16 protein-coding genes are annotated in these 19,577 nt (G+C 47.5%); 5 read left to right on the forward strand and 11 right to left on the reverse strand.

Translation table 11 applies throughout. From position 1 onward, the window contains the following. Nucleotides 1-1,920 (reverse strand): tetratricopeptide repeat protein, encoded by a 1,920-nt coding sequence (locus ACM9J1_RS09250; RefSeq protein WP_415581747.1) that lies wholly within the window; start codon nt 1,918-1,920, stop codon nt 1-3. Between the two features lie 231 nt (nt 1,921-2,151). On the opposite strand from ACM9J1_RS09250, the gene ACM9J1_RS09255 reads away from it, so the two are divergent. After that, nucleotides 2,152-3,114, forward strand: coding sequence for an ion channel (locus tag ACM9J1_RS09255; RefSeq protein WP_415581748.1), 963 nt, complete (start codon nt 2,152-2,154; stop codon nt 3,112-3,114). A 2-nt stretch (nt 3,115-3,116) separates the two neighbouring features. Here ACM9J1_RS09255 and ACM9J1_RS09260 read toward each other — a convergent pair whose 3' ends face one another. The 10 genes from ACM9J1_RS09260 to ACM9J1_RS09305 all read right to left on the reverse strand — a co-directional run bounded on the left by ACM9J1_RS09260 (nt 3,117) and on the right by ACM9J1_RS09305 (nt 16,102). Further along, on the reverse strand, nt 3,117-3,650 hold the full coding sequence (locus ACM9J1_RS09260; RefSeq protein WP_415581749.1) for a YceI family protein: 534 nt from the start codon (nt 3,648-3,650) through the stop codon (nt 3,117-3,119). A 124-nt stretch (nt 3,651-3,774) separates the two neighbouring features. Beyond that, nucleotides 3,775-5,811 (reverse strand): FG-GAP-like repeat-containing protein, encoded by a 2,037-nt coding sequence (locus ACM9J1_RS09265; protein WP_415581750.1) that lies wholly within the window; start codon nt 5,809-5,811, stop codon nt 3,775-3,777. A gap of 24 nt (nt 5,812-5,835) precedes the next feature. Further along, nucleotides 5,836-6,957 (reverse strand): hypothetical protein, encoded by a 1,122-nt coding sequence (locus ACM9J1_RS09270; RefSeq protein ID WP_415581751.1) that lies wholly within the window; start codon nt 6,955-6,957, stop codon nt 5,836-5,838. Between the two features lie 64 nt (nt 6,958-7,021). Then, entirely contained in the window at nt 7,022-8,161 is a 1,140-nt protein-coding gene (locus tag ACM9J1_RS09275; RefSeq protein ID WP_415581752.1) for a hypothetical protein, read from the reverse strand. Between the two features lie 101 nt (nt 8,162-8,262). Continuing rightward, a complete protein-coding gene (locus ACM9J1_RS09280; RefSeq protein ID WP_415581753.1) occupies nt 8,263-9,633 on the reverse strand; it encodes a DNA recombination protein RmuC in 1,371 nt (456 codons plus the stop codon). A gap of 116 nt (nt 9,634-9,749) precedes the next feature. After that, nucleotides 9,750-10,013: a hypothetical protein gene (locus tag ACM9J1_RS09285; RefSeq protein ID WP_415581754.1), complete on the reverse strand. Its 264-nt coding sequence runs from the start codon at nt 10,011-10,013 to the stop codon at nt 9,750-9,752. Between the two features lie 475 nt (nt 10,014-10,488). After that, nucleotides 10,489-11,913: a restriction endonuclease subunit S gene (locus ACM9J1_RS09290; protein WP_415581755.1), complete on the reverse strand. Its 1,425-nt coding sequence runs from the start codon at nt 11,911-11,913 to the stop codon at nt 10,489-10,491. Continuing rightward, nucleotides 11,913-14,066: an N-6 DNA methylase gene (locus ACM9J1_RS09295; protein ID WP_415581756.1), complete on the reverse strand. Its 2,154-nt coding sequence runs from the start codon at nt 14,064-14,066 to the stop codon at nt 11,913-11,915. The genes ACM9J1_RS09290 and ACM9J1_RS09295 overlap by 1 nt, the downstream gene beginning before the upstream one ends. A 124-nt stretch (nt 14,067-14,190) precedes the next feature. After that, nucleotides 14,191-15,612 (reverse strand): MATE family efflux transporter, encoded by a 1,422-nt coding sequence (locus tag ACM9J1_RS09300; RefSeq protein ID WP_415581757.1) that lies wholly within the window; start codon nt 15,610-15,612, stop codon nt 14,191-14,193. 154 nt (nt 15,613-15,766) lie between these two features. Next, nucleotides 15,767-16,102, reverse strand: a complete 336-nt coding sequence (locus ACM9J1_RS09305) for a hypothetical protein (RefSeq protein WP_415581758.1) — start codon at nt 16,100-16,102, stop codon at nt 15,767-15,769. 337 nt (nt 16,103-16,439) lie between these two features. Here ACM9J1_RS09305 and ACM9J1_RS09310 point away from each other — a divergent pair, with 337 nt between their 5' ends. From ACM9J1_RS09310 to ACM9J1_RS09325, 4 genes are read left to right on the forward strand one after another with little or no spacing between them, the layout of a single operon-like run. Continuing rightward, a complete protein-coding gene (locus ACM9J1_RS09310; RefSeq protein ID WP_415581759.1) occupies nt 16,440-17,006 on the forward strand; it encodes a pseudouridine synthase in 567 nt (188 codons plus the stop codon). Next, nucleotides 17,003-18,295 (forward strand): hypothetical protein, encoded by a 1,293-nt coding sequence (locus ACM9J1_RS09315; RefSeq protein ID WP_415581760.1) that lies wholly within the window; start codon nt 17,003-17,005, stop codon nt 18,293-18,295. The genes ACM9J1_RS09310 and ACM9J1_RS09315 overlap by 4 nt, the downstream gene beginning before the upstream one ends. Next, the gene (locus ACM9J1_RS09320) at nt 18,295-18,744 is read left to right on the forward strand and encodes a tRNA (cytidine(34)-2'-O)-methyltransferase (RefSeq protein ID WP_415581761.1); all 450 of its coding nucleotides are present in this window, start codon (nt 18,295-18,297) and stop codon (nt 18,742-18,744) included. Before ACM9J1_RS09315 ends, ACM9J1_RS09320 begins: the two co-directional genes overlap by 1 nt. Next, nucleotides 18,744-19,559, forward strand: a complete 816-nt coding sequence (locus ACM9J1_RS09325) for a hypothetical protein (protein WP_415581762.1) — start codon at nt 18,744-18,746, stop codon at nt 19,557-19,559. The genes ACM9J1_RS09320 and ACM9J1_RS09325 overlap by 1 nt, the downstream gene beginning before the upstream one ends. Nucleotides 19,560-19,577: the final 18 nt, after the last annotated feature.

Below are 19,577 nucleotides of genomic sequence, written 5' to 3' on the forward strand. Positions count from 1 at the left end.
TTATGGAATGTATTGTACGGGCAGGCGCAACTTGACGCGCGTCCCATTTTTGTTTTCGTTTTTCAGGTCGGTAATCTCGATTTGGGCCGATTTGGAGGTCGTCGTTTCCATGATGTCCAGCCTTTTTCGGGTGATGTCCAGCGCCATCGATTTGTGCGCCGTTACCGAATGTTCCTTGAGGGTTTTCGATTCCTGCAGCCCGATGCCGTTGTCGGTTACGGTACAGGTCAGTTGGCCGCCCTCCACATCAAAGTAAATCTCGATTTTGCCACCGTCGTCTTTCGGGACCACGCCGTGCAATATGGCGTTCTCCACAAACGGTTGCACCAGCAGCGGCGGCAAGCCCATGTTGAATTCGACATTGTCGCTCGCCTGGATGTTGAAAGTGAATTTGTTGTGGAAACGCAATTGCTCGAGTTCCAGGTAATTCTGTAGGCTTTCGATTTCCTTGTCGATCGGGATCAGCGCGTCTTTCGAATATTCGAGCGTCAAGCGCATCAGTTTCGAGAACTTCGATAGGTATTTCAACGCCTGATCGGTACCGTTCTGTACGATGAAACTCGATATGGAGCTCAAGCAGTTGAACACGAAATGTGGGTTCATTTGCAAATGCAGCGCTTTCTGCTCATACTCCGCCACTTCTTTTTCCAGTGTGAGCCTTTTCTTGACTTGCCGGCGGTTGTAGGCTAACAAGATGAGGCCGATGAGTAAGACCGTTCCGAGCACCGCAAAAATGGTGAGCTGTGTTTGGCGTTTGTTCCGTTCGTTCAACAGCGCTTCTTTTTTCTGGTAGTCGTATTTCATTTCGGCCTGCGCCAGCTTCTTGGTGTTTTCCAGATTGGTGATGCTGTCGCGCGCCGCGATGTAGTTCTTGTAATGGGCGAATGCTTCATTGGGTTTCCCGGTAGCGTGATACAAATCGCTCAGCAGTTTTTCGCTGTGGTAGGTTTGGTCCAACACCCCGATTTGGTTCGCGTACGCCAATGATTTTTCGGCCATCGGCAAGGCTTCGGCATACCGTTTCTGTTGGAAATACAATTGCCCCAAGTTGTAGAGCGCCAATGCTGCCCCGAATTTGTGTTGCATCTGCTCGTTGAGCGAAAGCGATTGCCGGTAGTATTTTTCGGCTTCGTCCAAATGGCTTTTTTGCCGATGGTAGTCGCCCAGATAGTTCGTCAGGAGCGCGAAGCCACGCGGATTGTCATAGGATTTGAATAATTTTTCGGCCTGCTGGTAGTAGCGGAAGGCATCATTCCATTGCCCGGTTTCGGCATGGATTGCCCCGATGTTGGTGAGCGTTACCGGCACCGTACTTTCGCCGGTTTGCTGTTGTATGGGAAGCGCTTTCTTGAGGAATTCGAGCGCTTTCGAATAGTTTTGTTGTGATTTATAAACCACAGCCATGTTGTTGTACACCTTGGACAGGCCTTGGTTTTCACCGGAGTCTTGGTATAAAACGGCGGCCTTCTGATAATGTTCGAGCGCCAGATAGTAGTTGCTTTCCTCTGAATAAACCACACCCAGGCTTGCACAGGCGCGGGCCAGATGAATCTTGATGATGTTGTTGTCGGGTTGGTCTTCTCGGATGTTTTCGAACATCTGCTTCGCACTTTCGAAATGCGCTTTGGCTGCACGGTAGTTGCCAAGGATTATGTTTGTGTTGCCAAGGTTGATTTGGGCGTTGGCGGCACCGAGATCGTATCCGTTTTTTTGCGATAATGCTGCGGCACGTTTCGCATAAACCATCGCTGAATCTGGTGAAATCTCACGCCATTGCACCGAAAGTTTGTTGAGCAGGTTGGCTTTGGCCGAGTCTGTCCGGACTACTTTCAGCATTCTGGTCAGGCTGTCGGTTTTGGCCGTTTGCGCCGCAGAAGCCACCGAAAGTAAAAAGGCCGCTATGTAGATGAAGTTTTTCAAAACCGATACATTTAATTTGAAATCAAATATAGACAGGACTTTTGGGCAATTTCGGGGCGCTGATTATTTCCTGATTCCGGATTATTATTCCACGGATTTGGTTTTTTCGGACCGGTCGGCCGGTGTCGCAGTCGCCGTAGATTCGCATCGTTAGGTGGCCACTCTTTCAAATATATGGATTTTGCCCGTACGACGTCAGGGCGAAACATTTACATTTGCACAAACGGGGTTATGGATCTTAAAAAGACTTTCAACAGCAGGGCGAAGGCCGAAGCGAATTCGGGCTTCGGGACGAATCCGTCGAACTACGGCGGACGTTTCGTCAACAAAGACGGGACAGCCAATGTGTCCAAAAGAGGCAGCGGTTGGCTGGACCGCGTGAGTTGGTACCATACCATGATCAACATGCCGCGCTGGCGGTTCATGCTGGTGATTTTCGCTTTTTATGCAGGCGTCAACTTGATTTTCGCGACATTGTATTTCATCATAGGTATCGAGTACCTTGACGGCATTGAAACCACCGGTTCGGCCTGGAACCAATTCTGGAAGGCTTACTTTTTCAGCGCACAAACTTTTACTACGGTAGGCTACGGACACATCAGCCCAAGCGGATTCCTGACCAGTACGCTCGCGGCGGGCGAAGCACTTGTCGGGTTGCTCAGTTTTGCCATTGCCACGGGTTTGTTTTATGCGCGTTTCAGCAAACCGAAGGCTTTCTTACGGTTTTCGGCCCACGCGGTTGTCGCGCCATACAATGGGATCAAAGCGCTCATGGTACGCATGGCGCCGTATAAAAACAACAACCTTACAGATGCCGAAGCGAAGATGACTTTGGCGATGGTCGTGACCGAAAACGGAAAACCCGTGACCAAGTTCTTTTTCCTAGATATGGAAATGGCAAAAATCAACTCCTTGAATTTGAGTTGGACGTTGGTGCACCCAATTACGGAAAGCAGTCCGTTGTTTGGTTTCGGTGCCGAGGATTTCAGCCAAGCCGAGGGCGAACTTATTGTGTCCGTAAAAGCATTTGACGATTTGTTCAGTACAACCGTGGCGGCCGGAACGTCCTATACTTTTTCCGAAATGGTGTATGGTGCCAAATTCAATTTGATGTATTCAGAGAATCAGGCCAACACCCGCACGATTTTACACCTGGATAAACTCAATAGTTACAGCAAAGTCTCGATAGACTGATATCACTTCACCGTAAAGACACTGCGCACATTCACCTGCTTTGACACTTTGGTCTTGATGACCGCCGGGATGTCAATATTGAAGTCGTCGGTGTTGAGGATGAAACTGGATTTGATTTCCACGCCGTTGTCCACTTTCCGGATTTGGGCTTGCATCGTCACGTCTTTGGTTTCGCCATGCAGTTCCATTTTGCCTTGAATGGTGAAGCTTTTTGCGATGGGCGACAGTTTAAAAAAATTAAAGTCGTTGATTCTGCCTTTGAAATACGCCTTCGGGTAGCGGTGGCTTTCCACATAATTCTTGTTGAAATGTTCTTCCATGAGCGCCAGCCTGAATTTGAAGGTCGTCATTTTCACTTCCGTTGTGATGTCGCCGGTTTTGGTGTGCAGCACGCAGTTTCCCGATTTGCTGGTGGCGGTCACTTCTTCAAATGCCGGCACCGATGCCTCGAAGGTAATTTGCCCAGAATTGGTTCGTAGTTTCTCGTCGGTCGTGGTGAGCCCGAGGAGTAATAGGAGTGAGACAATCCTGAGCATGGCGCAAAGTTGTTGGTGTTTCTCAAATTTAACCAATATTCGTTTTGCAACGATTGACATTTCTCATTCTTTCAAAAAAAAAATCCCGCACATTGGCGGGACTTTCTTTATTCGGTTAAGGTGGTTATTCCTTGATGAATTTCTGTGAGAAGGTTTTGCTGTTGCTATCTTCCAACAACAGGACATAGCTTCCGGTAGCCAGTTTTTCGATGGCGATGGTGTTGTTCATCACTTCTGAAGACAATACCAACCTGCCGGTCAAATCGAAGATGCGGGCATGCTTGGCTGCTACGCCATTGAGCGCTGTGATGTTCAGGGCCGATGATGCAGGGTTCGGATAAATCGCGAATGCATTGCTATTTGGCTCGTTAACGCTAAGCGGGCTTGACCCTTCGACCACAAAAAGTTGCTGATTCGGCGTTGGGTTCATGATCACGTCCACCGTTCCTGACGGCCAGTGGATGACCGCTTTTTCGATTTCGGTAGCAGTTCCAAGACCGAAATGGGTATTCAACGTTGACATGTAGCCAAAGCCTTCACCGGCACGCACATCGCGGATTTGCTTGCCCCAAGGCCCGAACAATTCAACGCGTGCGCCAATGCCGTTGCTGTTGCTGGCAATGCCCTGCAAAGCAATCTTAAACCAATTGTTGCCATTTGGAACGGCATAACGTACGGTGTTGCCGTTCATGATGTCAAGGAAACCATCGTTATTGAGGTCGCCAACTGCACCTGCACTGATATTGGTATACGATACTGGAGCGAATTTCAAATCGCCTTGGTTGAACATAATTCTGTTGCCGCCGCCCAATACATCTACAAAGCCGTCGTTGTCGAAGTCGTATGCATAATAATCACGGTGCGGGACGTTGGTTTCCCAGCCAGAACCGTCAGTGATATTTGTAAACGGAACCAATGTGTTTCCAGCGTCAACATTGTTGCGATACAAGAAGTTTCCGGTGCCGCCGTTCGAGCCCACCAAGATGTCCATGTCGCCATCGTTGTCAAAGTCGGCAATGGCCGAAGACCAAGATTGTACCGGTTGTGCATTGATTGCGGCAAAAGCAGACACGTCGGTATAACCTGCCGCGCCATCATTACGGTGCAATTCGCACGGCGGGCCAGAACATTTAGAGACGAACATGTCTGAATCGCCGTCGTTATCAAAATCAGTCCACAATGACGCATAATTTCCGCCGCTCATGAGCACTCCGAGATTGTAAGCGCCCGGCGTAACGCCAGATTGATAGTACGTGTAGTTTCCAGCGCCGTCGTTGATGTAATAAACGTTAGGATCTACGTCGTGGCAAGAAAAAGCATCCAGGTTGCCATCGTTGTTTAAGTCTTGGAAATTGGTGCGCTGACAGAAAATGTATTGCCCAGGCGTAATGTTCGAATAAGCCGTACCTGTGCTGTTGGATTGCCAGAAGGTAAGACCGCTGCCGCTGCCCAAAAGCAAGTCGTTGTAGCCGTCTTTGTTGAGGTCACCGGCCGCGATGCTCCAGCCCGGCATAAAGCTCGTACCCGAAATCGGGAAATCGGTGATATTGAATGTGCCGCCAGCCTGCTGGAAATGCACCCGCATGTTGTTGGCGCTTACGCCCACGATGTCGTCCAGATGGTCGCCATTCATGTCAACGATACACATATTGTAGCTGCTGTTTACGGTGCCAATCGGCGTATTGTTGTAGCTCACAGGTGTTGGTGGTGGCACCACTACGTCGTTCTCCTGGACTTCAAAGGTAAATCCTAAAGAACTCCAATGGTTGTCCCAAGCGATGTAGTATGTGGTTCCGCCCACGACGTTGAATGTAGCCACAGACAAGAAGCCGTTGCCACTGTCGTCATCTCCGGCGTAGCACGCCAAAGCGCCGCAGGTTCCGGTGTAGATGTGAACGCGGGTATCTTTCCCGTTATTTACCGCAAGGTTGGAGGTCACGGTAACGGTGTAATCCTGTGAAGGTGTGTACTTGTACCATTCGCCTGCGGTAGCGCCTTCACCGTTGTCAGCGCAAATAGGCATCGGAACTTGCGTTCCGTTTACCGCAGTCACCACGAACGAGCCTTCTGCCGTAATAGGGAAGGCAGCGGCACAGGTGTCTTGTGCAGTGGAGAATTGCGCAGCGAGGAGCAATCCGAACATTAGCGTAATTTTTTTCATGAGGTCATTTTTTTTTGGTTGTTATTATTCGCAAGGTGTTAATGAATTAATCCATTCGGCAATCATGGCAACGCCTTCATCGTGGATAAGGGTGCGGCCGTGTAGCGGCATACGCACGGTTTCGTCCGTGGTATTGATCCGGTGAAACAACATTGACCGGTTTACGTTTCCAGGTGTGACAATCGTACCCAATGCAGGCGGAAAATCTTGCATGTCCTGAGTAGGTACGCAAACGCCCATGTTCGTCCGGTTGCCGGAATCTGCATAAGCAAACCGCATCGGACGGTAATCGCAATGCCGCATATCGCTGTGGCAGTGCGAACAGTTGCTGTCAAAGTACCCGCGTACACGGAGCTCCAAAGGTTTTGACGTGTCTTCGTAATTTACCACGCTCTGGTCTGCAGACGGCATCGTAAAGCCACTTTCAAGATAGCCCGCTTCAACCCATTTCGACAGTTGGTTTTTGGAACCGTCGGCGTAGTTGTAACACCAGTTGAGGTTCTGTGGCTTGATCCCGATGGGTGTGAAAATCGTCTCTTCGCCGCCCCCCACAATTTCCTGACGTCTTTTATGGCAAACCACACATTGTTCGTGTGCAGGGATTTTGTAGTTGGTGCTTTTAATGGTGCCTTCATGCATAAACGAGATTTCCGTAAAACTGCCTTCGTTGTCAAAGAAAGCTTCGGTCTGCTCGGCGTTCCAAACATAGTTGGCGAAAATCCAACCTGTTGACTTCCGGATCATCAGCCGGGTTTCGATGATGCGTTCTCCGCCAACCGGTGTGATGTTTTGCACATCTTCGTAGTAAAAGGTCTTTATGAGTACGGCGCCTACCGGCAAATCCAGAACGGTATTGTTGCTGTTGAACGTTGCTTTCGCGCCCACAGGCATCCAAACGAATCGTTTCTTGTGTGAGTAGTCGGCAAACAAAGAACTTGAGGGTTGGTAAGGAAGTACGTGCAAAGCAGGGTCGAGATTTTTCAGCTCACCCTTGAAAAACATGTAATCTGACAACTTCGGATAAGGTACGAGGCTCAAATCCACCGTCACCGGCGAAACTTCCTCATAGTCATCCGAGCCCGAACAGGACACCATAAAGAATGACATCCACAAAACGGCCAGAAACAACAGGTAATTCTTTTTCATTATTTTTTTATAGCAGTCCAAATATAGAAAATATATCGGTATGATAATCAGCGGCTAAGCAATTTTATTCACAAGGCCCTGGCATGGACATAATCCATTCTTGAATTAAAGCAACGCCTTCAGTATGCGTCATGGTGCGGCCAATAAGCGGCATCATTTCGCCCCCGTTATTTGTTGTCATCCGGTAACCTATGTCCGATCTGGCAAAATTACCTTTGGCGACAATGTGCGTATAAGGTCCGCCTATTGGTGCTTGCGCCTCCATACAGACGCCCACTAAATATGGGTCTGTAGTGCTGTAAGCAAATCTTAGCGGCACGTAGCTGCATGCGCCGCCGGTTTTATGACAATGTGCACAATTGGCGTCCAAATAAGAGCGGGCGCGGAGCTCTAATGGTTGTGAGTCATCGGTGTAATCTACTGTGGACACAATGCTTCCCGGAACAGAATTGTCTAGGTAACCGAAGGCCTGCCATTTCTCCAACTGGTTTTGTTGCGACGTCCCGTAATCATATGTGAAATTCAGGTTTTGCGGCTTCGGCCCAATCGGAACTTTTACTTCGCCAAAAGGCGTCATATCAGGATTCGCTTTATGGCATGTGAAACATTGACCGTCAGAAGGAATCCAGTAGTTGGTGTTTTTGGTTTCGCCATTCACCACGAAACTGATGGGCACCGTGTGGCCGGCACCCGAAACATTCAACAGTGCGTCGGTCTGCTCATCGTTCCAGATGTAATCGAATAGTTTCCAGCCAGAATCAGCGGGTGTGCTGTCGGTTTCTTCAATTCCTTCGGACACTTTAATGAGCAAACGGGTTTCAATGATACGCTTTGTGTTGCCCGGCAAAACTTCGTCGTAGTAAAAATTCTTGATGAGTACCGCGCCAACCGGGAAATCCAACGGGCTGTCGTCGGAAACGTATGTGGCGTTTGTTCCGGCCGGCATCCATACGAAACGCGCTTTCTTGGCATAATCCGTAAACAATTCGCTGTTGGGTTTGTAAGGAATTACCCCGTACGCAGGTTGAAGGTTTTTCATGTCGCCCTCGAAAAAACGGTAGTCCGAGAGTTTGGCGTACGGCACTTGCGTAACATCCAGCACCACAGGCGATACGGGTTCGTAGTCGTTTTCGTCGCCGCCATTACAGGAATTAAAGGCGAATGCCGCAGCGAACAGCAGCAGCAATAAGTAGTTCTTTTTCATAGTTGTAAAAATGCGTTCCAAAAATAACAAAATTTTTATAAGTAACGCGTTAAGAATGCGATGTGTTCAAAAAAAATCACAACGCCTTGTCAAATCCGCAACTATTCCTCGATTTGTCCGATTTCCTCCGCTTCCGCGCGTTTCAGTACATTTTCAGGAAGCGCTTTTTTGGCTTTCGCGCCCATTTTCTTGAGCCGCTCCACGCTCGTGATCAGGTTGCCTTTTCCTTCGGTGAGTTTGTTCATCGCATCGGCGTAGCCTGATTTGGCATCGTCAAGCCTTTTCCCGACCGTGATCAAATCGGTGAGCAATCCGTAAAATTTGTCGTACAAAGCACCAGCCTGCCGCGCAATTTCCACGGCGTTTTCCTGTTGCTTCTGGTTGGTCCACATGGAATCGATCGTCCGCAACGTCGCCAATAAGGTCGACGGCGTCACAATCACGATGTTGCGTTCGAACGCCTTGTTGTACAGCGTCGCATCCTCGCGCAGCGCAAAGGCAAATGCCGGCTCGATCGGGATGAACAGCAACACGAAATCCGGGCTTTCCATCTGGTACAAATCGTGGTAATTCTTCTCGCCGAGTTGTTCCACATGGCGTCTGATCGAGTTCACGTGCTCTTTCAAAAAGACCGCTTTCAGGGCTTCGTCCTCCTCGTTGGCAAATTTCTCGTATGCCGTCAGCGATACCTTAGAATCCACGATCATCTTTTTCCCGTCGGGCAGGTTGATCACGACATCCGGGAACACGCGCTGGCCGTCGTCGGTCGTGAACGCCTGCTGGATGAAATACTCGCGGTCTTTCTCCAAGCCCGATTTCTCGAGCACGCGCTCCAGCACCAATTCGCCCCAATTGCCCTGCATTTTGCTGTCGCCTTTGAGCGCTTTGGTCAGGTTTACCGTTTCGCGGCTCATCTGTTCGTTCATTTCGCGAAGCCCAAGGATTTGTTGCCGCAATGCCGCGTGATAGTCAATGCTTTCCTTGTGCGTGTCTTCCACTTTCTTCTCGAAAAGATGGATTTTTTCCTGCAAAGGCGTTAGGATCGTGGCAAGGTTTTCTTTATTCTGCTGGGTAAACTTCGCCGACTTTTCTTCCATGATTTTGTTGGCGAGGTTTTCGAAATCCTTGGTGAACTTCTCCTGAAGTTTTTCCACTTCCTCTTTCTGTTCGAGCGTTTTCTGCCACAAATTCTCGAAGTCGGTTTCCTTTTTCGTCAAGCGTATGGCCAGCGAGTCCTTTTCGGTGCGGATGGTTTCCTTTTCGGCGTTCAATTGCGTCAGCGCCTTTTCCAGCGCCGTCTTTTCGGCCGCAAACTGGTCTTTCAAATACTGGAATTGCGCCGTCAAAGACGCGAGCCGTTCCTCAAGCGATGCCTTTTCAGCCTTCGCGCCGGCCGCAAACAACAATTTACCAATGACAACGCCGGCAACAATCCCGGCCACGAAAACAAGTAGGACAAGTAAGGTATTCATTACGGTTTCTGGAAAAGGTAAAAGTAATGAAAATTGCCGCCTGCCGGTTTGATGTTCATAAAAAAAGCGGGCTGAAAATCAGTCCGCTCTTTTAGGGTTTTGGTTATAGAGAGTTGTTAGGTCTGGAAGGTAAGCTCCGGGCCAGATTCGCCCAACGCTTTGTCTATTTTCTTGTTCACGAACACTTTCACCCGGCGCTTTTCCTCGAGCATCAGCGGTACGTTAAACAACATGCCTACTACGCAAATCAGCATCAGGATCAACAAAAGGCTCATATAAATATATTCATTCAGCCCAGCGGCCAGGTTTACATCGGTAAAAAGCACGTACCCTGACACCAGGAAAACAACCGTCGATACAATTAAGATTAAGGCTTTCATCACATTTGGTTTTTAAGTTAGCATTTTGCTTTTATCGTTGATGCTAAATTAGTCTGACAGCGTTTGAAAGCGTTTACACAATTTTAAGAATGTATTATATAATTTAACATTTAGTGTTTAAGTGGCTAGTTGTTAGTGGCTAGTGGCTAGTTGTTAATGGCTAGTGGCTAGTTGTTAATGGCTAGTGGCTAGTTGTTAGTGGCTAGTTGTTAGTGGCTAGAAGAACCTATTAACGGGCGGTATTGTAACATTGGCTTTCAAGGTTTGGGCGTTGCGCAAGCGCCGGGCTTTCCGCTGCAATCTTTTATTCCATTACATTCCATAAAAGGATTTACGCTCCAATCCCTAACGCGGGCCAACGTCAAACGTCGAATGTCGAACGACAGACGTGGAAAGATAAGCGGCGAAGTTTAATGGTTTGGGTTGGCCGATGTCGGATTTCGAGACAAAAGAAGATGGGCCAATGCGGTTTGCTTTAGTGCAAGAGGATTTCTTCGATTTCTTTACTCGCTTTTTTCAAGAGTTCACTTGTCTTGTCTTTGAGTTGTTGGGCTTGTTGCCTGATGCCTGTAATGTGTTCCGCTATTTCTTTTTGTTTGTCAAGTGGTGGAACGGGAATTGGTAAATGTGAAATGTCTTCTGGTGCTAAATGTCCATTTGTTGCTCCTGTAACATTTCTTTTAATTTCTGTTTGCATTAAACTGCAACGTAAAAAATGGTAAACAAAAGCGTTATCTGATAATGAGTTTGTTTGAAACTTTACAATATCACCACCTAAAAAATAATCTCCTTCATAATTCCAAAAGGCAATCTTTCCAATTGTTGCTCCTGTTATTACAACTAAAACATCTCCGATTTTTAACTTCTGTTGTTTACTGAAAATGTTCTTTGCTGTTAGCAAATCATCAAGTGCAATTGTTCCGTCAGCGTTAATTGAGTTAATCTGAACAACTGAACATTCTCCATCTTTTTCATCTTGCTTTGGTAAACTTCCTTTTGTTAAATTCCCTGATATTATTTCACGAAGTTGTTTAACAGGATATTTTCCGTCAGAAATAGCAATTAGATTATTTATGAATTTGTCTTGATAGAAAAATGGGTCAACTCGTTTGTTTTGAATGTCCGATAAAGTCCTTGTAAACAATCTATTCTTCAAAGTATTTTCAGGCGGTTCGGGTAGATTTATGCCTAACTCCTTCAACAAATAATCGTCAATGCTTGAAAGTAATTTGTCGGCCTCTGCTTCGTTCTTTTGTTTTTGGGCGGTTACTTTGTCGGTAATTTGTAAAATGCGTTTGTCTTCAATGATTGGAATTGATAATAAGGCAGGATAATCTAATGCTGGCCGTGTTCCGCCTGTGCTTCTCCGGCTTGCCAATTTTTCACCAATTTCAGAATTTAGAAACGCTGCAAGCATTTTGCTAATTTCCTTACTACCTGTTTTGATTACACAAACGTGCTGATTGATATTACCTTCAAATCCTTCAGGTGCAACTGACGCAACCGCCATTCGTCCGACGCCTGTAATTTTAACCAATAAATCACCTGCTGAAACTTGGCTTCTTTTCAGCATTCCGTTATGTGTTCCTTCGTTGATGTACTTGCAATCCTCAAATTCTAAAACTCCTGTTGGCGAAAGGTTTTGCACTCTTAAAAAAGGTATTCCGGTTTCTTTTTCGGCATAATATTTTTCACTTTCAGTTGTCTTTGGTGTGGCACCGCTTGCCAAACCTTTTACATAGTCTCTTAGCTTCTTTGGTTTCTTTGCTAAAACTTTCTTTTCAAGTTCCAAAAGTTCGGGAACGTAAAAGAAAGGATCGAAGCGTTTTTCCAATTCGCTTTTTTGCAAAATGAACACGCGACTTTTGTTGAGTGTTGGTGAAATAGTATAACCGCTCATCAATTTTCTGTCTCGTTAATGTGAGCAATAAACTTTGATAACTCTTTGCCTATTTCAATCAACTCGTTGTTGTTGGTGGTTCTGCCTGTGGCATCATAGCCGATATCTTCGGCTATTGCCATAAAAATAGGGTAGTCGTCTAACGCGGTTTGTTTTGCTAAAAAGTATTTTTCGGTCAGTTCTTCTTTTAGCAAATTCACTTTGTCTGTAAATGCAGACTGAACAGCCGATTTATCAGCTTGTATCATTTCTGCAATTTCTTTTTTGTTGGCTTTCGGGTTTCTGGCTTTTGCATCTGCTTCCAATTTCTTGATGGCATCTGCTTTTTCCTTTTCCCAGTTCTCAACGTTAGCAGCATACTTGCTGTCAGTTTTTATCTGTTCTTTCAGTTTTGCCTTTTGGTTGCTGATGTCGGAGGTTTGTTTGTTTTTGTGCTTACGCAAAAACAAGACAGAGCTTTTTACGCCTGCACCTGTAGCGCTAAAAGCGGTTTGGGGCATAGAAACAACCGCAACAATCCGATACATTTCTTCAATGTTGTCTCGCACATATTGTAAACTGCTGTTGGTAAGAATACCGTCAGGAATTACAACGGCCAAATAACCGTATTCGGTTAAGAATTTATGACACTGCTCCAAGAACAAGACTTCCGTACTTTGACTGTCCCGCAAAACGGTTTTACCGCTTGCGGTCGTATTGAGCCAATCCACTTCTTTAATGGCCAAATTGTATTGGTTCATGTAGGCCTTTTCGGTTTGTTTAATGCTACTTCCAAAAGGCGGATTGGTTATGATAAAATCAAACGAATTATATTTAAACTCTTTATTGCCCGACTTGGCCTGCATTTCAGTATCGCTTAAAAGTCCGTCTGATGCAATTACGTTGGTATGTCCATCGTCGTGAATAATCATATTCATTTTGGCGGTTCGTGCAATTTGGTCGTTTATCTCGATGCCAAAGAGGTTTTTCTCTGCGAAATCGTGCCAATATTTGTAATGGTCTTTTTCATCTTTGATGGGGTCGTAGAATTCGTTGGCTTGTTCTCTCACTTTGTCCAAAGCGTAAAGCAAAAAACCACCGCTTCCGCAACTGGTGTCAAGCACTCTTGATTTATGCGTAATGGGCAAACTGTCAACGATAAACTTTACAATTGGGCGTGGTGTAAAATACTGTCCAAAGTCACCTCTGAAATAACTACCCATAAAAGTCTCAAACGCTTTGCCTTTGCTATCAAGGTCGGTCTTGTTGAGGTTGATGCGTTGGAAATACTTTACAATAGTCAATGTTTCTTGAGCCGAGAGTGTAATACCATCCTTGAAAACTTCGGGAGCTTCTTTTTCACCAATAGCATAAATTTTCTTGATACGCTTCAACAAGTCTTCCGGATCTTCGTCCCGGAAAATTTGAAAGTCGTATGGTTCACCCGTTTTTCTCGGATGTTTCTCGTCCCAAATTTTGCAGAAGATGAGTTTGTCCAATTCATCAAACGCAACGCTTGGATTTCGCTGTCCGCCGCCCCAGAGGGCTTGATGCGATTGAATAAAAATCTTGGTAAGTTCGCTTTCGTTTACGACTTGAAGTTCAAAAAATTTCTGTCTTACGTTCGGGTCAGATTCTGAAACTATCCTGGAGTGATCTGTGTCAGTTTGCGAGATGCCACCTTTCACATATTTGTAGGGTGCCAGTTTTTTGATGCCAAATTGCGGGATATCAGGGATTTCGATTCTGCTTTTAGGTTTTCTGTCGGGAACCTCGTAGTATTGATTTTTAATTCGCGAAGTTGTCCAAACGTATTTTGCTCCTTCTGCAACGGCATAACTGTAAGCTTGGTCGACCGCGATGTTAAATTGCTGGTCGGTGAGTTCTTGTTTTTTGCATTCAACCAATATGTAAGTTTCTTCGCAATCGTCGTCTGAATAGACTACAATGTCAGCTTCCTTTGTCTCCGAACCCATTTGAACCGGAATGAACTGCTTGATCCTGTTTTCTGGATACCCGTAAATTAAAGTCAAAGTCAGGAAAGTTTCAGCTTGAACTTTTTCTTCGGGATTGTTGTAATTCCTTTTTTTGTTTTGATGAATATAGGTGATAAAGTTTTGGTCTTCGTCAAACCGAATAAGTCCTTTTTCTATGCCCGTTTCTATTAAACTCATCCTACTGCTCAAGTATTTGTTTTAGGTCGCTAAGTTAAGTTTTTAAACCCGTTATTGTCAAAAAGCTATTCAACACTCCGTTCTCCCAATATCGGGGTTGTCGTTTGTGGTCAGCCACCAACCCCTACAACTTCACCGTTTTCCATTTCCCGCGTCTGAATAAAATCAATCCGGCCAGCGCAATCAGCGTCTCCGATACCGGAATCGCAATGAAAACGCCCGTTGGCCCGAGCAGGAAGTATTTCGCCAGCACATACGCCAACGGAATCTGGAACAACCAAAACCCGAACACGTTTATTTTGGTCGGCGTCCAAGTGTCGCCCGCGCCGTTGAACGCATTAATCATGACCATTCCTATCCCGTAGAATACGTAACCCGACGCAATGATGCGAAGCGCTTCAATCGCCACGGCCTGGACTTCGGTGTTATTCGTAAAAAATGCCGTCAATATTTCGGCGCCCAATAGTGAGATCAACATTACGGAACCCATGTAAATCGCGTTGTATTTGGCGGTCTTCAAAACAGCTTGTTCGGCCCGTTCCGGCGATTGCGCACCGAGATTCTGGCCCACCATCGTCGCCGCCGAATTGCTCAAACCCCAAGCCGGCAACAGGAAAAACATCATCAACCGCATGGCCGTCTGGTAACCCGCCGAAGCAATATCGCCACCCGATGTCGCCACCAATTGCGTCATGAAGATCCAACTGCAAGAGGCAATCACGAACTGCAACACGGCCGGCGATGCAATCTTCACGATGGCCCGAATCTGCTCCCAGTCTGGCGTCAGGTAGGCCATTGTCATCTTGATCATGTGTTTTCCGTTGAACAGATGGTATGCTTGGTAAAACACGCCGATGCCACGGCCAATCGTAGTGGCAATCGCAGCGCCGGTAAGCCCGAAACCTTCAAACGAGCCCATCCCGTTGATGAAAATCGGGCAGAGGATGATGTTCGCAAGATTTGCAATCCAGAGGCTTTTCATCGCAATGGCCGCACTTCCCGCACCGCGGAAAATCCCGTTGATCAGAAAAAGTAACATGATCACGATGCTGCCGCCCATCATGATCTTGATGAACGGTGTGCCGTGTGCTGCGGCTTCCGGAGATGCGCCCATGAACAACAAGATTTCGGTGCCGTAAATAAATCCTAGAATACTGATAATGGTGTTGATTGCAAAAGCCACTAAAATCGCCTGCATACCGGCTTTCGCGGCAGCCACCGGATCTTTTTCGCCCACGCGGCGTGCCACGACTGCCGTTGCGGCCATGCTGATCCCGATGGCCAATGAGTAGATGATTGTCAGGACAGATTCGGTCAGCCCAACGGTTTGTATGGCAAAACTGCTGTGCTCCAAATGGCCCACGAAATATAAATCAACGAGCGCGAATACGGATTCCATCATCATTTCCAACATCATCGGCACGGCCAACAGTACGATGGACATCCGGATGCTTTCGGTGGTGAAATCGACCGGTTCGCCCCGAAGCGATTTCTTGATGACCGACCATAATAAAGACAGTTTTCCTGTTGCAGCAGTTGTGGACATATTGTTTGATTTGTGTGAAGCGACAATTTTCCGCAGCTTGCCAGTAGGGTTTCCGGATTAAACCGGATGGCTGGGCGGTTCCAAAAATTGAAAAGCAAATATAAAAGAATTTTCCTGTGGCCAATGTGGCCACAAAAAAACCGCCGATTGGCGGTTACTCATCGAGTTTCATGTTGCGGTCGCGGTGGCTTTCGGGATGCGAATGTGGGTAGCGATTGTTGGCGATGTCATAATTGCGGTCACGGTTTTCCAAGGACTTCTTGTTCTCGATCACCGAATTGTCCGGCGGCGGAAACAGCGAAGCATCGTCTTGCCGGTGTGGGAACCGCGCGCGCTTCACTTCTTTTTCGTTGCCTGCTTCGTCGGTTTCGATTTCCGAGGTCAATCGCGTGTTATCGTTGTTATAATCTTCAGGCAGGTTTCGCCCGCTGAAGCCCTCGTTTAATTCGTTGTTCCAGGTTTTGTCACCGGGGTTTTTGTTGGTTTCCATAGTAGTTTGTTATTTAGAATCAGTGAATCGGGTTTGACAATTTTCGGTTGGGGCGGTTGCTTAACATAATGTACGGTTTTCACGTAATGGCGTTTGGCAGCAATGATTTATTGGGATAACCCATGTTCCCCTACCCATAGGTTAAAATTAATTTTTTCCGCAGCAAAGCCATGGCGGGAAAACCGTAGTTTTTCATAAAACTGCCAGCCTTGAAAAAACTATATTGGTTGCTTTACAGGCCAATCCGCCACTCCTCTTTTACCGCAACCTTAAGTTAGCTGTAATTCGGGAGAATCAAATGGCATTTAACATTGCCTAAACAAACCTATCTTTGCGCATGCACCGGCATTTCCTCATCCACAAGCCCTACGGTTACCTGAGCCAGTTCGTCTATGAATTGAAGCGCAAAAAGAAACTCCTGGGCGAACTGTATGATTTTCCTGAAGGCATTATGGCCATCGGGCGGCTCGATGAAGATTCTGAAGGTTTGTTGTTGCTCACCACAGACGGCATGATGAGCGAAATCGTCCGGAGCAAGAAGGTTGAAAAAGAATATTACGTACAGGTTGATGGCTTGATTACGCCCGAAGCCATTGAAACCCTAAAAGGCGGAGTACTCATAGGTTTTAACGGCAAGAAATACCAGACGCGCCCATGCGAAGCATGTATTTTGCCACAACCGCCAGATTTTCCAGCGCGTTCCCAGAAAATACGCGATGAACGCCACGGCCCGACCAGTTGGATTTCGGTGACCATCCGCGAAGGCAAATTTCGCCAAGTGCGCAAAATGACGGCCGCCGTGGGTTTCCCGACGTTGCGTTTGGTGCGTGTGCGAGTGGGCGACCAAATTTTAGACGATTTAAAGTCGGGAGAAGTGCGGGAAGTTAGTATTTTAGTCTCATGAGAAATACCGTCCTTTTATTGTTGCTGGCTTCCGGGCTGTTGTCGGCGCGAGAGTTTCGTCAGGAATTCATCGTGGCCGACGTCCAGCATTTTTGGAAAGCCTATGACCAAATCGGCAAGACGCCGGATTCCTCACGGCAATATCGGGCGCTACAGGAATTGTATCTCGACAAAGCCACGCCAGGATTGAAAAGCCTGATGCAGGTTCGCGGCTATTCGGACCAATTGTATATTTATTCCATCCGGAAATTTCCGAAGTTCTGGAAATCGGTCCGGAAAAATATGACGCCGCAAAAGTATTTCCCCGAAATCGAAGCCGACATCGCCAAGCTCAAAACGCTGTATCCGGCATTGAAACCTGCCCCGATTTATTTTTCCGTGGGATGTTTCCGTACCAATGGCACCGTCCACGAAGGCAAAGTGCTCATCGGGTGCGAAACCGCGCTGGCCGATTCCAAGACTTTTGTAGATGAATTGCCCGATTGGCGCCGTCCGTTTTACAAGGAGTCGTCTCCGGTGGCCGGATTGTCGCTGCTGTGTACGCACGAATATGTCCACACGCAACAAAAGCCATTGGTCGAGAACCTTTTGTCTAAATGCCTGTACGAAGGCGTTGCCGAGTTCGTCTCCTGTTTCGCCACCGGAAAACCGTCAAACGCGCCGGCCATCGCTTTCGGGAAAGCCAATGAAAGACAGGTCGTAGAAAAATTCGTCGCCGATATGTACTTGATGAGCAATGACTACAATTGGATTTGGGGCGAAAATCAAAATGAACTGAAAGTGCGTGATTTGGGTTATTACATCGGCTATGAAATTTGTGAGCGTTTTTATATGCAATCCGAAGACAAGCCCGCTGCCATTGCGCAACTGATCGAACTCGATTTTACCGACGAAGCCGCCGTTGAGCGCATCATTGACGCCGCACAATTGTTCCCGAAACCCGTTGCACAGTTGTACGCCGATTACGAGGCCAAACGCCCGACCGTTGTTTCCATGTCGCCTTTTGTGAACGGAGCGAAAGACATTCCTTCGGGCCTGACGAAAATCACCTTGAACTTTTCACAGCCGCTGAACGGTTACCATACAGGTATAGATTTCGGGCCGCTCGGTGCCTGGGCGTGCCCTAAGATTTCGTCTGAAAGGATTTGGTCCGGCGACGGCACATCCTGGACATTCGAAGCCGATCTGAAACCCAACATGAAATACCAGATCCTGATCTCGAACAATTTCCGAATGGCCGACGGCACACGGCTCAAACCGTATCTCATCGAATTCCAAACCGCCGACTAATGCTTAACATCGTCCTGGTTGAACCAGAAATCCCGAACAATACCGGAAACATTGGCCGTTTGTGCGTGGGCACGGGCTGCCGTTTGCACCTGATCCATCCGTTCGGGTTCAAGATTACCGATGCCAACCTCAAACGCGCCGGCATGGATTATTGGGTACATCTTGATTGGCATCAGTATGACAGCGTTGACGCTTGGGTAAATGTCATTCCAGACAAATCCCGCGTGTTTCTTTTTAGTGCGCGAACCGACAAATCTTATTATGCGCAAGAATTCCGCGACGGCGATTGGCTGGTTTTCGGGAAGGAAAGCGTCGGGCTTTCAACTGACGTTTTGGCGCTTTTCGAAAATCATCTGACGATACCCATATCGCCGTTGGCCCGCAGTTTTAATCTGGCGAATGCAGTCGCGTTTGCAGTAGGCGAGGCGAGAAGGCAAATCGGTTTGTAATGTTGCCCGTTTACAAAGCCATCCGCCACGGAAAACGCGCACTGGTATATGTGCCGATGACGATCTTCCTGTCATTGATGCTGGGCGGCGCGTTTCTTTGCGCCTACTTTGACGCGCCTTGGCCGTTCATCGTTGGCTTTCCCTTGGGTTTTGTTTTGGCATGGTTGTATTGGGCTTTGCGGGTCACAAGCTGGAAAATATGGGCTTTCGGCCAAGTCCGCAACGTGCATGAGTTGCAAGCGAAAGCCATCAACCACAAAATCCTACATCCAGACGGCAGCTTCTTCGGGCGACTGGCTTTTTCGACCGCCGCCCAACGCGCCGCACTTAAGGCATTGGAGGAAAAATTTCAGCACCCGGATATTTTGCAGGACGACACATCCGTGCCACCCGAAACCCAAATCAATTATTCCCGCAAGTCCACCATTTTGGCGCTGGTCCTTGGGATTTTGGCGGTAGCCGCCAGTGATTACATTTTGCTGCACAACCACGAAAATCCGTGGGGATATGTGGCAGGCAGTTTTGTTCTGGCCGTCGTGTTCCTGAACATCGCTTGGAGACAACTGGCCCAACGAAAACCCAAGATGATCTTGAACGCGTCCGGTATCCAACTTTACAACCATCCGTTTGTGGGCTGGGCGTCGGTAGATCGCGTCAGGATTGTGAAACGGCAAAACGGAAACCAACCCCATTACTGGCTTGACATCGTTACCGACCATGGGCGGCTCGACATGGAACTCACCAATTTGTCTTGTTCACCGGATGTGCTCGATCATTTGCTGCAGGTGTATCGCGCGCGTCATCTGCGTGCGTAACATGTTCAAAGACTGACG

The organism is Flavobacterium longum, from assembly GCF_965137575.1.
GTDB lineage: Bacteria > Bacteroidota > Bacteroidia > Flavobacteriales > Flavobacteriaceae > Flavobacterium > Flavobacterium longum.